General features: G+C 51.3%; 19 protein-coding genes. 7 read left to right on the top strand and 12 right to left on the bottom strand.

Translation table 11 applies throughout. The features are described from left to right. Nucleotides 1–126: 126 nt before the first annotated feature. Nucleotides 127–1764, bottom strand: coding sequence for a chaperonin GroEL (gene groL, locus Ga0123461_RS03290; protein ID WP_100277023.1), 1638 nt, complete (start codon nucleotides 1762–1764; stop codon nucleotides 127–129). A gap of 99 nt (nucleotides 1765–1863) precedes the next feature. Beyond that, complete coding sequence (gene groES, locus Ga0123461_RS03285; protein WP_100277022.1) at nucleotides 1864–2160, bottom strand: co-chaperone GroES; 297 nt, start codon at nucleotides 2158–2160, stop codon at nucleotides 1864–1866. 272 nt (nucleotides 2161–2432) lie between these two features. Between groES and Ga0123461_RS03280 the strand changes: the two genes are divergently transcribed. After that, the gene (locus Ga0123461_RS03280) at nucleotides 2433–2969 is read left to right on the top strand and encodes a methyltransferase (RefSeq protein ID WP_100277021.1); all 537 of its coding nucleotides are present in this window, start codon (nucleotides 2433–2435) and stop codon (nucleotides 2967–2969) included. A 24-nt stretch (nucleotides 2970–2993) separates the two neighbouring features. Here the strand turns inward: Ga0123461_RS03280 and dbpA are convergent, their stop codons facing one another. The 3 genes from dbpA to Ga0123461_RS03265 all read right to left on the bottom strand — a co-directional run bounded on the left by dbpA (nucleotide 2994) and on the right by Ga0123461_RS03265 (nucleotide 5766). Further along, on the bottom strand, nucleotides 2994–4388 hold the full coding sequence (gene dbpA / locus Ga0123461_RS03275; RefSeq protein ID WP_100277020.1) for an ATP-dependent RNA helicase DbpA: 1395 nt from the start codon (nucleotides 4386–4388) through the stop codon (nucleotides 2994–2996). Nucleotides 4389–4537: 149 nt separating this feature from the next. Next, the gene (locus Ga0123461_RS03270; protein ID WP_100277019.1) at nucleotides 4538–5062 is read right to left on the bottom strand and encodes a YehS family protein; all 525 of its coding nucleotides are present in this window, start codon (nucleotides 5060–5062) and stop codon (nucleotides 4538–4540) included. Beyond that, nucleotides 5059–5766: a hypothetical protein gene (locus tag Ga0123461_RS03265; protein ID WP_100277018.1), complete on the bottom strand. Its 708-nt coding sequence runs from the start codon at nucleotides 5764–5766 to the stop codon at nucleotides 5059–5061. The genes Ga0123461_RS03270 and Ga0123461_RS03265 overlap by 4 nt, the downstream gene beginning before the upstream one ends. A gap of 80 nt (nucleotides 5767–5846) precedes the next feature. Here Ga0123461_RS03265 and Ga0123461_RS12295 point away from each other — a divergent pair, with 80 nt between their 5' ends. Next, nucleotides 5847–5990, top strand: a complete 144-nt coding sequence (locus Ga0123461_RS12295; RefSeq protein ID WP_157819206.1) for a hypothetical protein — start codon at nucleotides 5847–5849, stop codon at nucleotides 5988–5990. Between the two features lie 5 nt (nucleotides 5991–5995). On the opposite strand, the gene Ga0123461_RS03260 is transcribed toward Ga0123461_RS12295, so the two are convergent. Both Ga0123461_RS03260 and Ga0123461_RS03255 read right to left on the bottom strand, forming a co-directional pair. Then, nucleotides 5996–6466: a DUF5615 family PIN-like protein gene (locus Ga0123461_RS03260; protein WP_100277017.1), complete on the bottom strand. Its 471-nt coding sequence runs from the start codon at nucleotides 6464–6466 to the stop codon at nucleotides 5996–5998. Nucleotides 6467–6558: 92 nt separating this feature from the next. Next, on the bottom strand, nucleotides 6559–6759 hold the full coding sequence (locus tag Ga0123461_RS03255) for a hypothetical protein (protein ID WP_100277016.1): 201 nt from the start codon (nucleotides 6757–6759) through the stop codon (nucleotides 6559–6561). A 133-nt stretch (nucleotides 6760–6892) separates the two neighbouring features. Here Ga0123461_RS03255 and Ga0123461_RS03250 point away from each other — a divergent pair, with 133 nt between their 5' ends. After that, nucleotides 6893–7507 carry a cytochrome b/b6 domain-containing protein gene (locus Ga0123461_RS03250; RefSeq protein ID WP_232710331.1) on the top strand — a complete coding sequence of 205 codons (615 nt, stop codon included), beginning with the start codon at nucleotides 6893–6895 and terminating at the stop codon, nucleotides 7505–7507. Here the strand turns inward: Ga0123461_RS03250 and Ga0123461_RS03245 are convergent. Continuing rightward, entirely contained in the window at nucleotides 7504–8007 is a 504-nt protein-coding gene (locus Ga0123461_RS03245; RefSeq protein WP_100277014.1) for an O-acetyl-ADP-ribose deacetylase, read from the bottom strand. The genes Ga0123461_RS03250 and Ga0123461_RS03245 overlap by 4 nt on opposite strands. 115 nt (nucleotides 8008–8122) lie before the next feature. On the opposite strand from Ga0123461_RS03245, the gene Ga0123461_RS03240 reads away from it, so the two are divergent. Then, nucleotides 8123–8857: a creatininase family protein gene (locus Ga0123461_RS03240; protein ID WP_100277013.1), complete on the top strand. Its 735-nt coding sequence runs from the start codon at nucleotides 8123–8125 to the stop codon at nucleotides 8855–8857. 19 nt (nucleotides 8858–8876) lie between these two features. Beyond that, nucleotides 8877–9104 carry a hypothetical protein gene (locus tag Ga0123461_RS03235; RefSeq protein WP_100277012.1) on the top strand — a complete coding sequence of 76 codons (228 nt, stop codon included), beginning with the start codon at nucleotides 8877–8879 and terminating at the stop codon, nucleotides 9102–9104. 196 nt (nucleotides 9105–9300) lie between these two features. Here the strand turns inward: Ga0123461_RS03235 and Ga0123461_RS03225 are convergent, their stop codons facing one another. Then, on the bottom strand, nucleotides 9301–9570 hold the full coding sequence (locus Ga0123461_RS03225) for a transporter suffix domain-containing protein (RefSeq protein ID WP_100277010.1): 270 nt from the start codon (nucleotides 9568–9570) through the stop codon (nucleotides 9301–9303). Further along, a complete protein-coding gene (thiI, locus tag Ga0123461_RS03220) occupies nucleotides 9567–10760 on the bottom strand; it encodes a tRNA uracil 4-sulfurtransferase ThiI (protein WP_100277009.1) in 1194 nt (397 codons plus the stop codon). The genes Ga0123461_RS03225 and thiI overlap by 4 nt, the downstream gene beginning before the upstream one ends. Nucleotides 10761–10867: 107 nt before the next feature. Here thiI and Ga0123461_RS03215 point away from each other — a divergent pair, with 107 nt between their 5' ends. Further along, nucleotides 10868–13639 (top strand): MHYT domain-containing protein, encoded by a 2772-nt coding sequence (locus tag Ga0123461_RS03215; RefSeq protein ID WP_100277008.1) that lies wholly within the window; start codon nucleotides 10868–10870, stop codon nucleotides 13637–13639. A 10-nt stretch (nucleotides 13640–13649) separates the two neighbouring features. On the opposite strand, the gene Ga0123461_RS03210 is transcribed toward Ga0123461_RS03215, so the two are convergent. Further along, nucleotides 13650–15560, bottom strand: a complete 1911-nt coding sequence (locus Ga0123461_RS03210; protein WP_100278655.1) for an ATP-binding cassette domain-containing protein — start codon at nucleotides 15558–15560, stop codon at nucleotides 13650–13652. A 90-nt stretch (nucleotides 15561–15650) separates the two neighbouring features. Next, complete coding sequence (locus tag Ga0123461_RS03205) at nucleotides 15651–16160, bottom strand: Spy/CpxP family protein refolding chaperone (protein ID WP_157819205.1); 510 nt, start codon at nucleotides 16158–16160, stop codon at nucleotides 15651–15653. Nucleotides 16161–16320: 160 nt separating this feature from the next. On the opposite strand from Ga0123461_RS03205, the gene Ga0123461_RS03200 reads away from it, so the two are divergent. Beyond that, the gene (locus Ga0123461_RS03200) at nucleotides 16321–17007 is read left to right on the top strand and encodes a response regulator transcription factor (protein ID WP_100277006.1); all 687 of its coding nucleotides are present in this window, start codon (nucleotides 16321–16323) and stop codon (nucleotides 17005–17007) included. The last annotated feature ends 9 nt before the right edge of the window (nucleotides 17008–17016 follow it).

Genomic DNA, 17016 nt, shown 5'->3' with positions numbered 1-17016 from the left:
CGATAGTCATAACGAATCAGAGCAATGTGCAATGGCCAACAAAAAAAAGGGCGGCCCTTTCGGAACCGCCCTTCTCAATCATCAGCATTAAAGCGACTGATATAAAACCAACTCAGATGAGTGGTCTTACATACCCATGCCGCCCATACCACCCATGCCGCCCATGTCAGGTGCGCCACCTGCTGCTGGTGCAGGGATATCAGCAATCATTGCTTCAGTAGTGATCAGCAGACCAGCAATTGAAGCTGCATACTGCAGAGCAGAACGGGTTACCTTGGTTGGATCGATAACACCCATCTTCACCAGGTCGCCATACTCTTCAGTCTGTGCGTTATAACCGAAGTGGCCAGTACCGTTAGATACTTCGTTAACAACAACAGAAGCTTCGCCGCCACCGTTGGTAACGATCTGACGCAGAGGCTCTTCAATCGCACGACGGATGATCTTCACACCGGTATCTTCGTCATGGTTGATGCCCGATACATTATCCAGTGCTTTGCGTGCACGAATCAGTGCAACGCCGCCACCGGCCACGATACCCTCTTCAACAGCAGCACGGGTTGCGTGCAGTGCATCGTCAACGCGGTCTTTCTTCTCTTTCATCGCTACTTCAGTAGCAGCCCCGACTTTGATCACTGCAACACCGCCAGCCAGTTTGGCCAGACGCTCAAGCATCTTCTCTTTGTCGTAATCAGAAGTGGTGTCTTCAACCTGCTTGCGGATCATCGCAACGCGGCCTTCGATAGCACTCTTTTCGCCAGCACCGTCTACGATGACAGTAGCGTCCTTGCTGATCTTCACATTGCCTGCAGTACCCAGATCTTCCAGAGTTACATTCTCCAGCTTCAGACCGAGGTCTTCAGAGATCACTTTACCACCGGTCAGGATAGCCATGTCTTCCATCATCGCCTTACGACGATCACCGAAGCCAGGTGCTTTAACCGCTGCAACGTTCACAACACCACGAACCTTGTTCACTACCAGAGTAGCCAGCGCTTCGCCTTCGATATCTTCAGCGATGATCAGCAGAGGTTTACCGGTACGAGCAACCGCTTCCAGAACTGGCAGCAGGTCACGCATGTTAGAGATCTTCTTCTCGAACAGCAGGATGTATGGGTGATCCAGAGATGCTTCCATGCGCTCTGTATCAGTGACAAAGTAAGGTGAGAGGTAACCGCGGTCGAACTGCATGCCTTCAACAACGTCCAGCTCTGTTTCAAGACCCTTGGCCTCTTCAACAGTGATCACGCCCTCTTTACCAACCTTCTCCATCGCATCAGCGATGATCTGGCCGATTTCAGAATCGCCATTGGCGGAGATGGTACCTACCTGAGCAATCTCTTCCTGATTCTGTACTTCGTTGGAGAGGTTCGCCAGCTCTGCAACAACAGCTGATACAGCCTTGTCGATGCCGCGTTTCAGATCCATAGGATTCATGCCTGCAGCAACTGCTTTCACGCCCTCTTTAGCAATCGACTGAGCCAGTACAGTTGCAGTAGTGGTACCGTCACCTGCGATATCCGCAGTTTTGGAAGCCACTTCCTTAACCATTTGTGCGCCCATGTTCTCAAACTTGTCTTCCAGCTCGATCTCTTTGGCAACAGAAACGCCATCTTTAGTGATGGTTGGTGCACCCCATGCTTTATCGAGAACTACGTTACGGCCTTTGGGGCCGAGGGTTACTTTTACTGCGTCAGCGAGTTTGTTCACGCCGATCATCATCTGAGCGCGTGCGTCTTCACCGAAACGAATGTCTTTAGCCATTCTTCAATCTCCTATTATCCATTAAATCTAATTCTAATATTCTGTGATTCCCGCCTACGAAAAGCGGTAAATCTTTAATCTTTGCTTGACTGAAAAGGATCAGCCTTCGATTACGCCCAGGATGTCGTCTTCACGCATCATCAGGAACTCTTCGCCGTCGAGTTTGATCTCGGTGCCGGCATATTTGGAGAAGATAACCTTGTCGCCTGCTTTAACATCCAGCGGGCGGATATCACCGTTCTCCATGATTTTACCTTTACCTGCGGAAATCACTTCACCTTCAACCGGTTTTTCCTTGGCGGAATCCGGGATGATGATACCACCTGCGGACTTCTCTACCTCGTTCAGGCGGCGAACGATTACGCGATCATGCAAAGGACGGACTGTTGTTGCCATCGATGTTTCTCCTTTCGATATATAATATGGAAACTGGTATATAAGAATCGGTTGTAGCCGATTCAAGTCCCTTTATGGGGCTCGGCTGAAATCGTTTCAACCCCCCAAGTGCATTTTTCTGGCACTCTCCAAAAGGGAGTGCCAATAGTGGGAAGAAGGCCTCGACTGTCAATCTCTGTGTATATGCAGAAAAGATAACTCCAGCCATCAGTTGACGCAGCAGCGCTACCCCCCTACAAATCAGCAGTTGTCAGAAGGGAGAGGCTTATCGCATGCTTGAAATTGTAGTGATTGCAGTCATCACGCTTTGCTGCCTCTCGATTTTGTGGTTTACGCTCAAAACAGGCATCTCGCCGATGCCCAGTTCGGGGAAAGTCTGCCGTTGCATACTAAAGGCCAGTGAACAGGCTTCAGAAGGCACAATCATTGATCTCGGTTGCGGCTGGGGAGGAATGGCATTTGCATTGGCACGAAAGTATCCCGATCGTCAGGTTATTGGATATGAAGTTTCATGGTTGCCCTGGGCATGGTCAAAGCTCTGTAAAAGCATATTGCAGCTTCAAAACCTCAAGCTCTGCCGTTTGAACTTTTTAACTACCGAGCTGCCTGAAGCATCCCTGCTTGTCTGTTATCTTCACCCAAAGGGCATGATTGATCTGCAGAAGAAACTCTCATCAAACAGGCAAGGCGTTAATAGCCTGCTGATCAGTAGCACCTTTGCCCTACCCGAGAGCAGCCCCGTAGAGACCATCCGGCTCAAAGACCTCTACAACACACCGATCTATATTTACCGTCTCACAAACAGGTAAACGAAGGGCAACCCGCCAGAGAGATCAAACGGGCCAGTCAAACATCAAACGGACGCGGAACGAACGCCCCTTGAGCTGACCATCGGCCAACTTTTTGAGGGCTACTTTAGCGACATCCCGGCTGACCGCCACATAGGCCCAGTTTTCGAGGATGTGGATCTTGCCGACCTGTTTTCCGGCGATGCCGCCTTCACCGGTTAAGGCACCAAGAATATCACCGGGGCGAACCTTCTGCTTTTTGCCGCCGCCGATCTGCAGGGTTGCCATGGCCGGTTTCATTGGTTTTTTGTCTAGTACGGTCAGCGGTGGCAGCGACTCACTGGTAATGGTGCGGTTGATGTAGTCACCGAGCATGGTCAACTTATAGTCATTGCCATTATGCAACGTGAAGGCCACCCCTTTGCTGCCTGCTCGACCCGTGCGTCCGATACGGTGGACATAGGTTTCAGGCTCATGCGGAAGCTGGAAGTTGATCACGGCATCCAGAGCATCGATATCAAGTCCTCGCGCCGCCACATCGGTGGCTACAAGAATGGAGGTGCTGCGGTTGGCAAAGCGTACCATCGTCTGATCACGATCCCGTTGCTCAAGATCACCATTAAGCGCCAGCGCACTGAAGCCATGAGAAACAAGCTCGTCAGCAATCTCCTGGGTCTCCCGTTTGGTGTTACAGAATACCACCGTGGATTCTGGGTTGTGCTGAAGCAGCAGCAGACGCAACGCGGTCATAGACTGTTTAAAATCACCTACCTGATAAAAGTGCTGCGAAATCGTGCTGCTATCGTGTGTGGACTCCACCTGCACCATCACCGGTTTAATCATGATGCGTTTGGATATCGCTTTGATCTGATCAGGGAAGGTTGCGCTGAACAGTAGCGTCTGACGCTGTTGGGGTAGCTGAGCAACGATGGCATCCATTGAGGCCTGAAAGCCCATCTCCAGCATACGATCGGCTTCATCGAGCACCAGTGTGCTCACACGATCCAGCTTCAGCGTGCCGCGCCCCAGGTGGTCTTCAATGCGGCCGGGGGTGCCGACAATAATGTGCGCCCCATACTCCAGCGAACCAATCTGTGGGCCGAACGGCATGCCACCACAGAGGGTTAGCACCTTAATGTTGGATATGCTACGAGCCAGCCTGCGGATCTCTTTAGAGACCTGATCGGCAAGTTCGCGTGTAGGACACAACACCAGTGACTGCACATGCAAGCGTGACACATCCAGCTTATCCAGCAGGCCAAGACCGAACGCAGCAGTTTTCCCCGAGCCGGTTTTGCCCTGAGCAATCACATCTTTACCATCCAGGATAGCAGGAAGGCTCTCTGCCTGAATGGGCGTCATGCTCTGAAACCCAAGAGAAGAGAGGTTCTGCAGCAGGTCGGCATGCATCTTTAGAATTGAAAAAGGTGTGTCGCTCAAAATGATTATCCTGTGTTGACCAGTGCTGGGTACAATATGACTGTCAGTGTCTTAGACTAAATCAGTCCAGCCGCGAACTATAGCGGCTGTTATTTATTATTGTCAGTGAATTAAAAAAAACAGCCCTGCAGCACTCACTGCAATAGCTGCTATTTCGGCCACTTAAAACCTTCTGCCACTGGCTGATCTGTTTCCAAATCCTTTTTTGCAGCCTTATCGGGACGGTATTTAAGCTGCACGCCCTTGATAAAGTTGCGTAAAATCTGATCTTTACAGACACGAAAGTGCCTGTTGTCAGGCTTTCGAAAAAGCGCACTTAACTCAGGTTTACTAATGGGGAAACCCGCCAGCTTCAACAGCGCTAAAAGATCGTCATCTTTCAAGTTCAGTGCGATCCGCAGTTTCCTGAAAATAATATTATTATTCAGCCGCAAGTCATCTACAGGCTGTGACCCCTCTTTTTTGCCGCGCCTGTCGTTAATCAGGCCATTGAGGAAGATTGCCAATTCACGTTCACTGCACTCCACAAATGCAGGATCATCATCCTTTTTCAACCAAGCACTGATCTGTTGCCGCGTCACCTTCAAATCAGCCAGGTCAAACAGTGCAATCATTTTCGAATCGTCAAAGTCGAAGGCGTAGCGGATACGGCGCATTATATCGTTATTCGTCATCTGTAATATTCCTCTATCGTCTTCATCGAGCGGCCATAATGATAGTTGATCTGCTCCGTGCTGTACCGATGTTCCGATGCCACCGGGCAGGCAAGGCGCGCAAGACACCGGGCTTTGCAGCTCGATTCGCTCACCAGGCGATAGTCGATACAGCCTTTCAGCGAGAAGTCTCCACACGCAAGTAAACCGGCAGGGCATGCGCTGACACATGGTTTATCAACACAGCTGTCGCAGGGGGAGGCAAGCTGCATTCTATCTGTCGGTGCGAAATCAGTGTCAGCCAGGGCCGCCACGCGGTAGGCAAACCACGATCCCCATGCTTGATTAATACCGATGCGAAACGGTGAGGTGTGATGCCATCCGGCAAGCCGACCCAGTGACTGCAGCGGCACGATACATTTTGAAGCTGGATAGATGATCTCGTAGTCGGCTGCAGGGACCTGCCCTGCAAACCAGCGCTCTACCCTATCGATCGAAAAGCTGTCGATCGGATCAGAATTTTCCCTGAACTCGGAAGCCTGGACCGCCTCCCACATCCCTCTTCCACCATGACCAATCAGAATAAGCTGCCTGAAACTGGAAACAATTTCGGTCTGCTCCAAGAGCCCCGTTCGGATCGTTTCCGGCAGGTCGGAAAGGTTAAATACGGCCTGCATATTCAGGCCATTAGCATTCAGCAAATCGAAGTTCGGACTGGGTTTCATTACGGCAAACTAGCCAGTCGGCTTGCCAAGTTAAAGCAGATCCGGTTTTTTCTGATATAATAGTGATTAAGGAGGTGTTTATGTTCAAGCACCCCGGACCACTGGCGCCGCTCTGCATGACCGCAGTGTTTATCACCCCACCTGCTTGGGCGATATGGTTTTTAATCGCCTCCTGCCTGATTCTCGGCTTCGTCATACTGAAAACTATCGGACTGCCCCACTGACCTATTTAAGCCTGATTCATCGATTGATATAGCTTGAGCTTGCGAGACATTCGCTCGACATGACCACCCTTCCAATAGGTTTTGGCGCAGTTGGAACAGTAAAAACAGGGAATGTTTTCCCTAACCACATAGTCAGGCATGGCTTGCGCATGCGGCCCCACACCCGGCTTGAGTTCACCATTACAGATAAGACAGCGGGAAAATGGGGCGTAGAGCCAGTCGATATCGAAGCCTTGCGACAACTGGGCTATCCAGTTCCGGATATCGTTCCCTGCAAGCAGAAAGACGACACCCGTTGCGCCCCTCCTTTCGAGAAATTTGCGATCACGCGTCAGCAGGATTCTTTCCTCGCGGATAGCGCAATTGAGAAGATCGCGATCTTCTGTGCCGGGGCTGGCGATACGCGTATCGTAGCCAGCTGCCCTGAGCCATTTTCCCAGTCGCACCACCATCTCATCGCACAGAAATCGCTGCATAAATCTATAATAGCAGAAGGATCATTACAGCTACGACTTCGATATTCTTTGAAGGTTTCACTCTTCCCCGGTCATCAGCGCTGCAGGTGGAGTTAGCTCAGGGTTGCTCCATAAATCGAAAGAAGCACGATACTTCCAGCCCCCAGGATAAGCAGGCCGAGAACTACCATTTTTCCATAACGATACCATGCGAACTCAGTAAGCTTTCTGCCTGTTTTGTTCTGCCAGTTGGTTGCAACAACCACGGCAACAAGAATGCCGAATACGAGAAAAAGTCCAATTGCATTATTCATGGGCGCACTCTAAGCAAAAACCACACCCAGTGGAAACACCCCGTTGCAGACATACATACCACGGGCATCTGTTCATACTGAGTTAAGGATCACGCATTACGATTCGCCCAATTCGCTTCCAGGGAGAATGCAGATGCAACAATCAATTAAGGTATGGGATATTTTCGTGCGCCTGTTTCACTGGTCACTGGTGATATTCTTCACTCTCGCCTATCTCACCGGCGAAGGCGATCTGGAAGCAATTCATGCATTGATCGGGTATCTCATTGCTGGACTGATCGGCCTCCGGCTGATCTGGGGAGTGATCGGCACAAAATATGCTCGCTTCTCCAGCTTCATCTGCAGCCCTTCCGAGATCAAGGCCTATCTTCAGAGCCTGATGACTAGGCACCCCAAACACTACCTCGGGCATAACCCGGCTGGCGGTTTGATGGTGGTAGTTATGCTCCTGACACTTGCACTGGCTACCTGGACCGGGCTTGAGACCTATGCAGCCGAAGGCAAGGGGCCGCTGGCAAATGTATCGCTTGAAATCACTGCCGCCCATGCGGATGACGACCATGGCAACTGGCAACGAGGTGGCGAGGAGTTCTGGGAGGAGCTGCACGAATTCTCCGTAAGCCTGATGCTGCTACTGATCTTCGTGCATATCGCAGGCGTTTTTGTCTCCAGCCTACTGCACGGTGAGAACCTGCCGCGTGCGATGGTTACCGGCCGCAAAGCTATTCAGAAAGAGGATGAGTTTTAGATAAGAAGTCCCCGGTAGAGATCAGCCATGGGAGCATCATAGCAGGCGAAAACAATCAGCTCCGGCCCGTTGTGAAAATCCTGAAAATCAAGGATTTCACGGACAGCCACCTTGGCTGCTTTCTGGGCCGGATAACCGAATGCACCGGTAGATATAGCAGGGAAGGCGACCGATTCAACGCCCTTATGCAGCGCGACTGCAAGCGCATTGCGATAGCAGCTGGCAAGAAGCTCCGGCTCACCGTAAATGCCGCCCTTCCATACAGGCCCTACCGTATGGATCACCCATTTGGCTGGCAGCTCATAACCTCGGGTCACCCTTACATCGCCGGTGATGCAGCCACCCAGTTTCCTGCACTCCTGCAGCAATTCGGGGCCAGCCGCACGATGGATTGCTCCATCCACACCGCCACCGCCAAGCAAACTGTTGTTCGCAGCATTGACGACAGCGTCGACATGAAGGGTGGTAATATCTGCCTTCAGTATACGGATATCTGGCATCTTGCACTCCCGACTACACTTTTATTGTAGCCCATTTTCAGCTGAATGCGTAGCGGACTCGAAAAATAAATCGCATGCGACTAGCCTCTCCCTGACAAATGAAGCGGAGGTAAGCATGCAACTTGCGTTGAGCACATGGCCGGAGGTCGAACGATATTTGCAACGCTCGACAGCGATTATCATCCCGATCGGCTCAACCGAGCAGCACGGACCCAACGGCCTGATAGGCACAGATAGCATCTGCCCAACAACCATTGCAGCAGGAATTGCAGAGAAAGAGGATGTTCTGATTGCGCCAACGATCAGCTATGGCATGTCTCAGCATCACATGGGTTTTGCAGGATCGGTAACACTCAGACCCTCCACCCTGATACAGCTGATCATTGATATCGTGGGCTCACTCGAAAAACATGGTTTCACCCACCTCTATTTCCTCAACGGCCATGGCGGCAATATTGCACCAGTGACCTCAGCCTTCTCAGAGATCTATGCCGATTTCACGAACGATGGAAAGCAGGCTCCCCGCTGCCGACTTGCCAACTGGTGGCGCGATGCCGCGATCGCCAAACTGGCTAAAGCGTTATACGGTGATGCCGAGGGGCATCATGCCACGGTCAGCGAAGTGGCTTTAAGCTATTACGCCCATCCCGAGGCGGTGAAGCAGGCAGCGATGAATCCGGCAGTTGCAGCTACAGGCGAGTTTTACGATGCCGCTGACTTCAGGCGTAAATTCCCTGATGGACGTATCGGCTCCAGCCCGCAACTGGCCACGGTTGCAGATGGTGAGCGCTTCTATCAGCTTGCCGTTGAAACGCTGAGAGAAGATTTCCTCACCTTCATCAAGAGTTGAAACAGCAAGGAGCAGATATATGAAATGGCTGGATGAATTACCCTGGTTTGCCCTGATCGCTATTGCGGTACTGATGGCCATGCTGCCATTTGAACCGGAGCCGCACTTGAGCGAGAAGCTTAAGATGCTTGCAGATGGAACCCTGACCAAACCGATAGATATCTTCGACCTCTTCTGGCATCTGCTGCCATGTATCCTGCTGGTGTTGAAGTTCGTTCGCAGCCGCAAACAGGAAAGTGCCGATTGAGTAGCGGCTGGGGTTGCCCGCATGAGGTAGATGGTATGTGCCGCAGGGTGCCGGGCAAAGCATGCGACCCCGGCATGAAAGGGTGTACGTTATCGGGAAGGTTCACTTTCAGCAGCAGTGAAAAGAACATTTCGCGCAGGCTGAAGGATAGTAAAAATACTCCATCCGAAATTGAAAAAGGTAATCCTAAATAGCTTTATCCAGAAGCGTTGTTGTCGCTGATTCTCTGCCACAGCGGCTTCAGCTTCGCCTTAACTGCATGACAAAAGGGCCGCCCGAGTAACAGCAGGCTTGCCGCAAAACAAACCTCCGCCGCGACCAGCAGCGAGGTTACGATGACCGCAATTGTCGCTGCATCGCTATCGAGCATGAAAGGCACGATAAGCACCACCCCCCATAATAGCCACGAAGACCAGAAAAGAAGAAGGCCGAGACTCCTTTTGGTGAGACTCAACCTTTCACTCATGCAGGGGGCACCTGCTCCCGCTCATCGCCCTGCTCATGGCCGCCATTAAACCAGATCGTCCGGGTTGGATACTCCAGTCCTTCCAGCGGCAGCAGGCTTTCAAGCTCTGCCACGCGATCACGGCTACCGTGTGTTTCCGGGTGCTTGGCAATCAGGAATGAACAGATATCGCAGTACTCCTCGATAGAGATCTCATAGGTGCCAATACGGCGCCCAAGAGCGATAATCTCCTCTTTATCCATACCGATCAACGGCGGCAACAGTGGCAGGTCAGAGGCGTCGTAAATTGCGTGGATATTTGCCAGCGTCTGGCTTGCCACCTGGCCAAGCGAATCCCCGGTCACCAGTGCCTGCGCTTTTTCCAGATGTGCAATTTTGGCGGCTGAGCGAATCATCTGGCGCTTGTAGATGATCATGCGGTACTCAGCCGACACATTGGCGATGGCATGGCGCTGAAACTCTTCAAGATCGATAAGGTAAAGCTTCACCCTACCCTGATAGAGTGAAAGCTGGCGTGCCAGATCCCTGATTTTAACAAAGTCTCGATTGATCGTACTGTTATAAAGGTGAACCAGCACCACTTCCATGCCGCGTTTAATCATCGTGTAAGCTGCTACCGGAGAATCAATACCTCCGGAAAAAAGCACAACACCACGGCCGGATGAACCGACAGGCAGGCCACCAATACCCGCTATCTTTCGGGTATAGATATAGGCCTCTTTCAAGCCGATCTCAATACGCACATCAATTTCGGGATTATTAAGATTCACAAGCAAATTCAATTGGTTTTTCAGAAAACCACCGATCTCGAAATTCAACTCCGGCGTTTTAATCGGAAAACGTTTATCGCTACGCTTGGCGGTGACGCGGAAGCGTTTGCCCTCCACATCAGGGCCGAAATCGGCAAGCACAGCAGCCTTTGCAGCCTCCTGCATCGCAGCAAGATCAAGCTCACAAGATTCCGCCACTGAGAAATTTCGAATGCCGGGGATCAGCGAGAGCAGGTTGATCAGCTCATCCGAAACTGATTCTACATCAGCTGTCATGCGGCCATGCTCACGATGAATACCACCGGGTTTAATAACAGGGAGAATGACACGTTTAATGTTCTGTGCCATACGGCGCTCGAATACGGAACGGTTCTTACCCTTGAGAGATAGCTCTCCGAGATGAAATAATAGTTTTGGCATAGCGCGGCAATCTAACCTCTGATCAACGAAGTTGCAGTGATTTGATGAGAGGCGTTAGAATCACCCATTAAATGCAGCAAATGGCCTTAAAGTGACAAGGAGCCCTGGTGGAAATTACAGGTACATACAACTGGATTCTGGTTGCCATCTCAGTAATGGCGGCGGTTGGAGCATCCTTTGTCACTCTCTCAACCGTTCCCCGAATTTACTCCTCCAGTTCTGACAGGCGCTCTCTGGCGTGGGTAGCAGCATTTGGCCTGAGCCTGGGCGCAGGCATCTGGACCATGCACTTTATTGCGATTCTGGCACTGAAGATGCCAATTCCTGTGCAGTTTGATATTTCACTTACTGCAATTTCACTGCTGTTGGCAGTCGCAGTCAGCTCCATTGCCATCTACCCGCTTCGTTTCAGCGGGGGTCTAAAACCCTCCTCCCTTAGAACATATTTCATAGGAACGATCATGGGACTCGGCATTGCAGGCATGCACTACTCCGGCATGGCTGCCATGAGAATGAATGCGACCATGCATCACGATGCTGTCATCGTCATGATTGCCGTTGCCATCGCTATCATCGCCTCGACTACCGCCTTGCTGATCGCAAACAAACTACGTGATACGCATATCTTCAGTCAGTTACCCACAAAAACCCTGGCCGCCATCGTCATGGGGGTCGCTGTTTCAGCCATGCACTATACCGCCATGGAAGGCATGAGTTTCTTTGAAACCACAACGAAACTTCATTTCGAGGCGGTCATCGAACCACTGATCATGGCAATTTTTATCCTCATTGTCGCTTTCCTGATTCAGGGTGGCATTATTATTGTCGCTCTTTTCGATGAGGCCTACTCAACCTCAAAGAGTGCAGCTAAAGCGCTGAAGCAACGTGCGGATATCAATCAATCACTCTCCGAAATCTTATCGCTTGCACTTGAGTCTCGCACCCTCTCTGAAACTCTCAGTAAGGTTCTGGATGTCATACTGGATATCAAGTGGCTGGCCCTGGATAAAAAAGGGAGCATCTTCCTTGCCGATGATAAAAAGTCGGAACTGACGATGGTTGTGGAAAGAAACCTTGGTGAAGAACTTCGCAGCCTCTGCTCGACCGTAGAGTACGACCGCTGTCTCTGCGGTATTGCTGCCCAAAACAAAAAGTTGCTTTTCAAAGCGTGTCTGGACAACGATCACGTGACTCGTCCAGATGGGGTAACGAACCACGGTCATTACTGCATCCCGATTCTCGCTCCCGGAGGGTTACTCGGCATCATTAATCTTTATGTTCAGCATGGTCACCAGCAGAACGATGAAGAGTCCACATTCCTTACAGCAGTTGCTGATGCTGTTGCCAACATCATCCAGAACAAGCAGCTGGAGAGTCAGGCGGACAAGATATTCAAGGCAATCGATCAGGCTGGTGAGGCTGTTCTGATCACCGACTTCAATGGTGTCATCGAATACGTCAATCAGGCATTCTGCTCCAATTCGGGTTATAGCGAAGAGGAGGCAATAGGCCAGAACCCATCCCTGCTTAACAGTGGAAATCAGGATGTAGCATTTTACGAAAAGATGTGGAAAACGATAAAATCCGGTGAGGTATGGCAGGGCGAGATCATTGAAAAACGCAAGAATGGCAGCTTCTATCCCGCCATGCTCACCATCTCTCCTATTCGTGCCAGCGATGGCGAGATCACACATTTCGTCGGCATCCATGAAGACCTCAGCGAACACAAAACGCTGGAGGCACAGTTCCGCCAGGCACAGAAGATGGAGGCGCTTGGTACACTGGTCGGCGGCATCGCCCACGACTTCAACAACATGCTGGCAGGCATGATCGGCAATCTTTTCATGGTCAAAAAGAAAATGCATGGCATGCCTGAGCTGACTGAGAAAATAGAACGGGTTGAAAAGGTAGGTTTTCAGGCTGCCGACATGATCAAGCAGATGATGGTCTTTGCCCGCAGTGAAGAGGTGAAGATGCATCCCCTGTCACTCACCACCTTCATCAAGGAGGCATTCAGGCTGCATCAGATTGTCATTCCTGAAAACATCAAGTTGGATAAACAGATCGACTCTCATAAATTAATCATTATGGGTAACCCAACCCAGTTGCAGCAGATGATTCTGAATCTCTTCGGCAATGCCGTGGATGCTGTAAAGAAGACAAAAAATCCGGCCATCACCTTCCGTACTGCACAGTTTTATGCCGATCAGAGCTTCTGTACAAAACACATCGGTGCGAAATCTGACAACTACGCTCACCTGATGCTACATGATAATGGTCAGGGCATTGAAGAAGCACACCTTGAGCGAATCTTTGACCCCTTCTTTACGACCAAGGAGGTCGGCAAAGGTACCGGTCTCGGGCTCTCAATGTCGATGACCATTGTGAAATCCCACCACGGCTTTATCGAGGTAAAAAGCGAACCCGGGCTTGGAACAGAGTTCCATGTCTACCTACCGCTTGCCGATGAAAAAGAGGACCTGAAAAATATCGAAGTACCGTCTGTTGCCGTGGAGGGTAACGGCGAAATCATTCTGGTCGTTGATGATGACAGCAACCTGCGCCACACAGCAGCCGAAGCACTGGAAACCCTAGGCTATAAAACTATGATGGCAGAAAACGGAAGAGAGGCTGTCGAAATCTGCCAATCCATTGCAGTTGATGTAGTTCTTCTGGATGTAGTGATGCCTGAAGTTGGTGGCCCTGAGGCTGCCCGGGAGATACTGGAAAAAAACCCTATGGCAAAGATCATTTTCGCAACAGGTTACGATAAAGCTGACTCGCTGCTGTCGTTTAAAGGCATTGAATCAATCCCTGTTCTATCCAAACCGTTCAAGATTCAGGAGTTGAGTAAATCAATCCGGATACTGCTGGATTAATTAAACGGGGTTATCCGGCTAGCTCTTCCTGTTTGGCTTCGAGCTCTTCCCAGCGTGCGTAAGCCAGCTCAAGCTTAGACTCCAGTTCATTCAAACGTGCCTGGTCATTCTGGAAACCTTCAGGGTTGCTGCTGAAATAGTCAGGCTCACAGAAACGGACCTCAATCTCACCCTTCTCTTTTTCCATAACCTCAATCTCCAGCGGCAGCCCATCCAGTTCACGCTGCTCTTTGTAGGAGAGCTTATTTAATTTTTTCGCTGTTTTCGGAGCAGTTTGCACCGGCGTCCGCTTCTTCTCTTCCTCTGCCTGCTGCTGTGCCTTCTCCAGCTGCCGCGTTTTCCAGGCCTGATAATCGGAATAACCACCCTCAATCGGAATGATGATGCCATCACCTTCAAAGGCCAGCACACGCGAAGCAACGCGATCCATAAAAGCACGATCATGGGAAACCAAAATCACGGTGCCGTCATAACGGGCTAACGCCTGCTCCAGTACGCTAAGTGTGCCTATATCGAGATCATTGGTCGGCTCATCAAGCACCAGAAGATTGGCGGGTTCCAGTAGTAGTTTCGCCAGCATCAATCGTCCACGCTCACCACCGGAAAGCGCAGCTACACGCGAATTCAACCTCTCTTTATCAAACAGAAAGTCCTGCATATAGCTGACAATGTGGCGGGGCTCGTGGCCACCGATATGCACATAGTTGCCACCCTGCGGAAGCAGTACATCCTTAATTCTGGTTTCCGGATTCAGTTCGCGCATCTGGGTCAAGAAGGCAGGAGCCAACCGCACGCCGTGGCGTACCCGGCCAGCATCGGCATTCATCTCGCCGAGAAGAATCCTGAGCAGGGTCGTTTTACCAACACCGTTGGGGCCAATCAAACCCACCCGGTCACCCGCCATAATCTTGTGACTAAATTTCTCACATATCAGTGTCTCACCGAAGGCATGCGAGACCTCAACCGCCTCCATCAACATCTTGCCGGGCTTAATGCCGGAAGATACACGCAGATCGACATCACCTCCGCGCATGCGTCGGCTTGCCCGCTGCTTTCTCAGATCCTCCAGGGCCCGTGCCCGCCCCTCATTTCTCGTGCGCCGGGCTGGAATTCCCTGCCGGATCCAGCGCTCTTCACCAGCCAGCAACTTGTCGAACTTACGATGAGTGCTCTCCTCCTGAGATAACAACTCTGATTTCTTCTCCAGATATTCAGCATAGGAGCAGGGGAAATGAGTCAGGTGCCCACGATCAAGTTCAATAATCTCCTCTGCTACAGCGTCGAGGAAATAACGATCATGGGTAATAAACAGAACAGATCCCGGAAAGGAGGCGACAAAATCTTCCAACCATTCGATCGATGCAATATCGAGATGGTTGGTCGGCTCATCGAGCAGCAGCACATCCGGCTCAGAGACCACTGCACGCGCCAATGCCACACGACGCAGCCAGCCACCGGAGAGTTCGCCCACATCGCGATCGGCATCCAGCTTCAGCTTAGATATCGCCGTCTCGATTCGGTTATGCAACTGCCAGGCTCCGGTTCTCTCCAACTCGCCCTGAAGCTTATCCACCTTACGCAGCAGGACTTCCGAGCTATCACTCTCAAGCAGCTTCAACGTCTCGTGATACAACTCAAGCGTTCGTGCCACATCACCAAGTCCCTCGGCCACAACATGGAACACACTGAATCCAGCATCAAAATGGGGCGCCTGCGGCAGATAGGCAACTCTTGTGCCCGATCGGCACGTCACGTCACCGTGATCCGGCTCGATGAGGCCCGCCATAATCTTGAGCAGGGTCGATTTACCCTCACCATTGCGGCCGATCAGCCCGATGCGCACACCGCGCCCGATACTCAGGCTGATGTCATCTAACAGCACCTGTGATCCGAAGGCTTTATCAAGATGGTTGAGGGTCATGATTGGCATGGGCGCATCATAACCGTGAACGCATAAAAAAACGCCCTGCATTTGCAGGGCGCCTCTTCACTGGGCTGAGCCTTTGGTCAGTTAACGGTTCTTACAGTCGCCTTTGCCTCTCGGGCCATCACCGGAGCGTTTTCCTTTACCCTTGCGCTCCATCTTCATCGCTTTGGTTTTTTCGCGCTGTTCAGGTGTCAGCATCGCATGCACTTCGGCACGAATCTCACTCTTGTGGGTCACCATCTGCTTAACCAGCTCCGCCTTTTCATTGGCTAGTACGGCCACCTGTTTGACATAATTCTTGGCAGATGGGTCAAGGTTTTGCAGTGCCTCACGATTTTTCTGCATTGCTTCGTGAATACCCTTGGCTTCGGCACGTCCCTGCTCGTGAATCTGTTTGAACTGATCACGCTGGCTATCGCTAAGGTTCAGTTTTTCAGCGATTCGTTGTGAATGGCGCTCCATGTTTTTTTCACTGCCATGACCACCGAATGCATAAGCCATATTGGCACCGGTAATAAACAGGGCCGATGCAATCACGAAGAACACAACAGTTTTCAGGCCACTCTCTCTTTTGATTACTTTCTGCTCATTCATCATTAACTCCTTGGGTTCTCAACTACGCTCTCCGGCGCAGGTCGAATGATGAGCCTTTTAGTGCAACGTTGGGCATGGGCTCTGCAAAGGAGATGCAAATAAATGTAAAGGAAGCGTAAAAGCAGCTTCCCGAAGATGCTTTTCATGGCAATATAGCGATATGGCTATTCTGATGGTTGATGACGATGTCGAACTGTGCGAACTGATGCAACGGTTCCTTGCCGGTGAGGGATTTGAACTGGCCTGCGCCCACGATGGCAACAGCGGCCTTGAACAGGTCAGAGCAAACGATTTTGAACTGCTGATTCTAGATATCATGATGCCGGGTAAAAATGGCATGGATGTGCTGCGCGAACTGCGCGGCTTCAGCCAGGTCCCGGTAATCATGCTGACCGGCCGGGGCGAGGAGGTGGATCGCATCATCGGCCTAGAACTCGGAGCGGACGACTACCTTCCCAAACCATGCAATCCGCGTGAACTGGCAGCCAGAATACGGGCCATATTGCGCAGAACCGAACAGCAGCCCGAACAGAGGAGCCATACAACCAGCCGTTTCGGCAATATCGAATGGCAACCGCAATCCCGCACCCTTTCAGAGTCCGGTGTCGCACTGGACCTGACCGCCACCGAGTACAACATCCTCGTGGCACTGATGGAGAAGGCCGGTGAAGTGGTCTCGAAACAGGAGCTGAGCAAGATAGCCCTGAGTAAGCACTATGGACCATTCGACCGCACGCTCGATGTTCATATCGGCCATCTTCGTAAAAAGCTTTCACCACTGGCCAATGACGAACCACGCATCAAAACCGTACGTGGTGTCGGCTGGCTGTTTGTCCCCGTTGAATAGGAGCTAAAA

This window comes from Mariprofundus aestuarium (assembly GCF_002795805.1).
In the GTDB taxonomy this organism is placed as follows: domain Bacteria; phylum Pseudomonadota; class Zetaproteobacteria; order Mariprofundales; family Mariprofundaceae; genus Mariprofundus; species Mariprofundus aestuarium.
The sequence above is the reverse complement of the archived record's forward strand: the minus strand, read 5'-3'. Positions and strand labels throughout refer to the sequence as shown.

Bases quoted from the DNA above. Each gene is read 5' to 3' on its own strand.
- Ga0123461_RS03225 (WP_100277010.1), bottom strand. From the start codon at position 9,570: ATGAGTGAAAGGTTGAGTCTCACCAAAAGGAGTCTCGGCCTTCTTCTT.
- Ga0123461_RS03270 (WP_100277019.1), bottom strand. From the start codon at position 5,062: ATGACGAATAACGATATAATGCGCCGTATCCGCTACGCCTTCGACTTT.
- Ga0123461_RS12295 (WP_157819206.1), top strand. From the start codon at position 5,847: ATGTTCAAGCACCCCGGACCACTGGCGCCGCTCTGCATGACCGCAGTG.
- groES (WP_100277022.1), bottom strand. From the start codon at position 2,160: ATGGCAACAACAGTCCGTCCTTTGCATGATCGCGTAATCGTTCGCCGC.
- Ga0123461_RS03280 (WP_100277021.1), top strand. From the start codon at position 2,433: ATGCTTGAAATTGTAGTGATTGCAGTCATCACGCTTTGCTGCCTCTCG.
- Ga0123461_RS03235 (WP_100277012.1), top strand. From the start codon at position 8,877: ATGAAATGGCTGGATGAATTACCCTGGTTTGCCCTGATCGCTATTGCG.
- Ga0123461_RS03205 (WP_157819205.1), bottom strand. From the start codon at position 16,160: ATGAATGAGCAGAAAGTAATCAAAAGAGAGAGTGGCCTGAAAACTGTT.
- Ga0123461_RS03210 (WP_100278655.1), bottom strand. From the start codon at position 15,560: ATGACCCTCAACCATCTTGATAAAGCCTTCGGATCACAGGTGCTGTTA.
- Ga0123461_RS03200 (WP_100277006.1), top strand. From the start codon at position 16,321: ATGGCTATTCTGATGGTTGATGACGATGTCGAACTGTGCGAACTGATG.
- thiI (WP_100277009.1), bottom strand. From the start codon at position 10,760: ATGCCAAAACTATTATTTCATCTCGGAGAGCTATCTCTCAAGGGTAAG.
- Ga0123461_RS03240 (WP_100277013.1), top strand. From the start codon at position 8,123: ATGCAACTTGCGTTGAGCACATGGCCGGAGGTCGAACGATATTTGCAA.
- Ga0123461_RS03245 (WP_100277014.1), bottom strand. From the start codon at position 8,007: ATGCCAGATATCCGTATACTGAAGGCAGATATTACCACCCTTCATGTC.
- Ga0123461_RS03255 (WP_100277016.1), bottom strand. From the start codon at position 6,759: ATGAATAATGCAATTGGACTTTTTCTCGTATTCGGCATTCTTGTTGCC.
- Ga0123461_RS03265 (WP_100277018.1), bottom strand. From the start codon at position 5,766: ATGAAACCCAGTCCGAACTTCGATTTGCTGAATGCTAATGGCCTGAAT.
- Ga0123461_RS03250 (WP_232710331.1), top strand. From the start codon at position 6,893: ATGCAACAATCAATTAAGGTATGGGATATTTTCGTGCGCCTGTTTCAC.
- Ga0123461_RS03260 (WP_100277017.1), bottom strand. From the start codon at position 6,466: ATGCAGCGATTTCTGTGCGATGAGATGGTGGTGCGACTGGGAAAATGG.
- groL (WP_100277023.1), bottom strand. From the start codon at position 1,764: ATGGCTAAAGACATTCGTTTCGGTGAAGACGCACGCGCTCAGATGATG.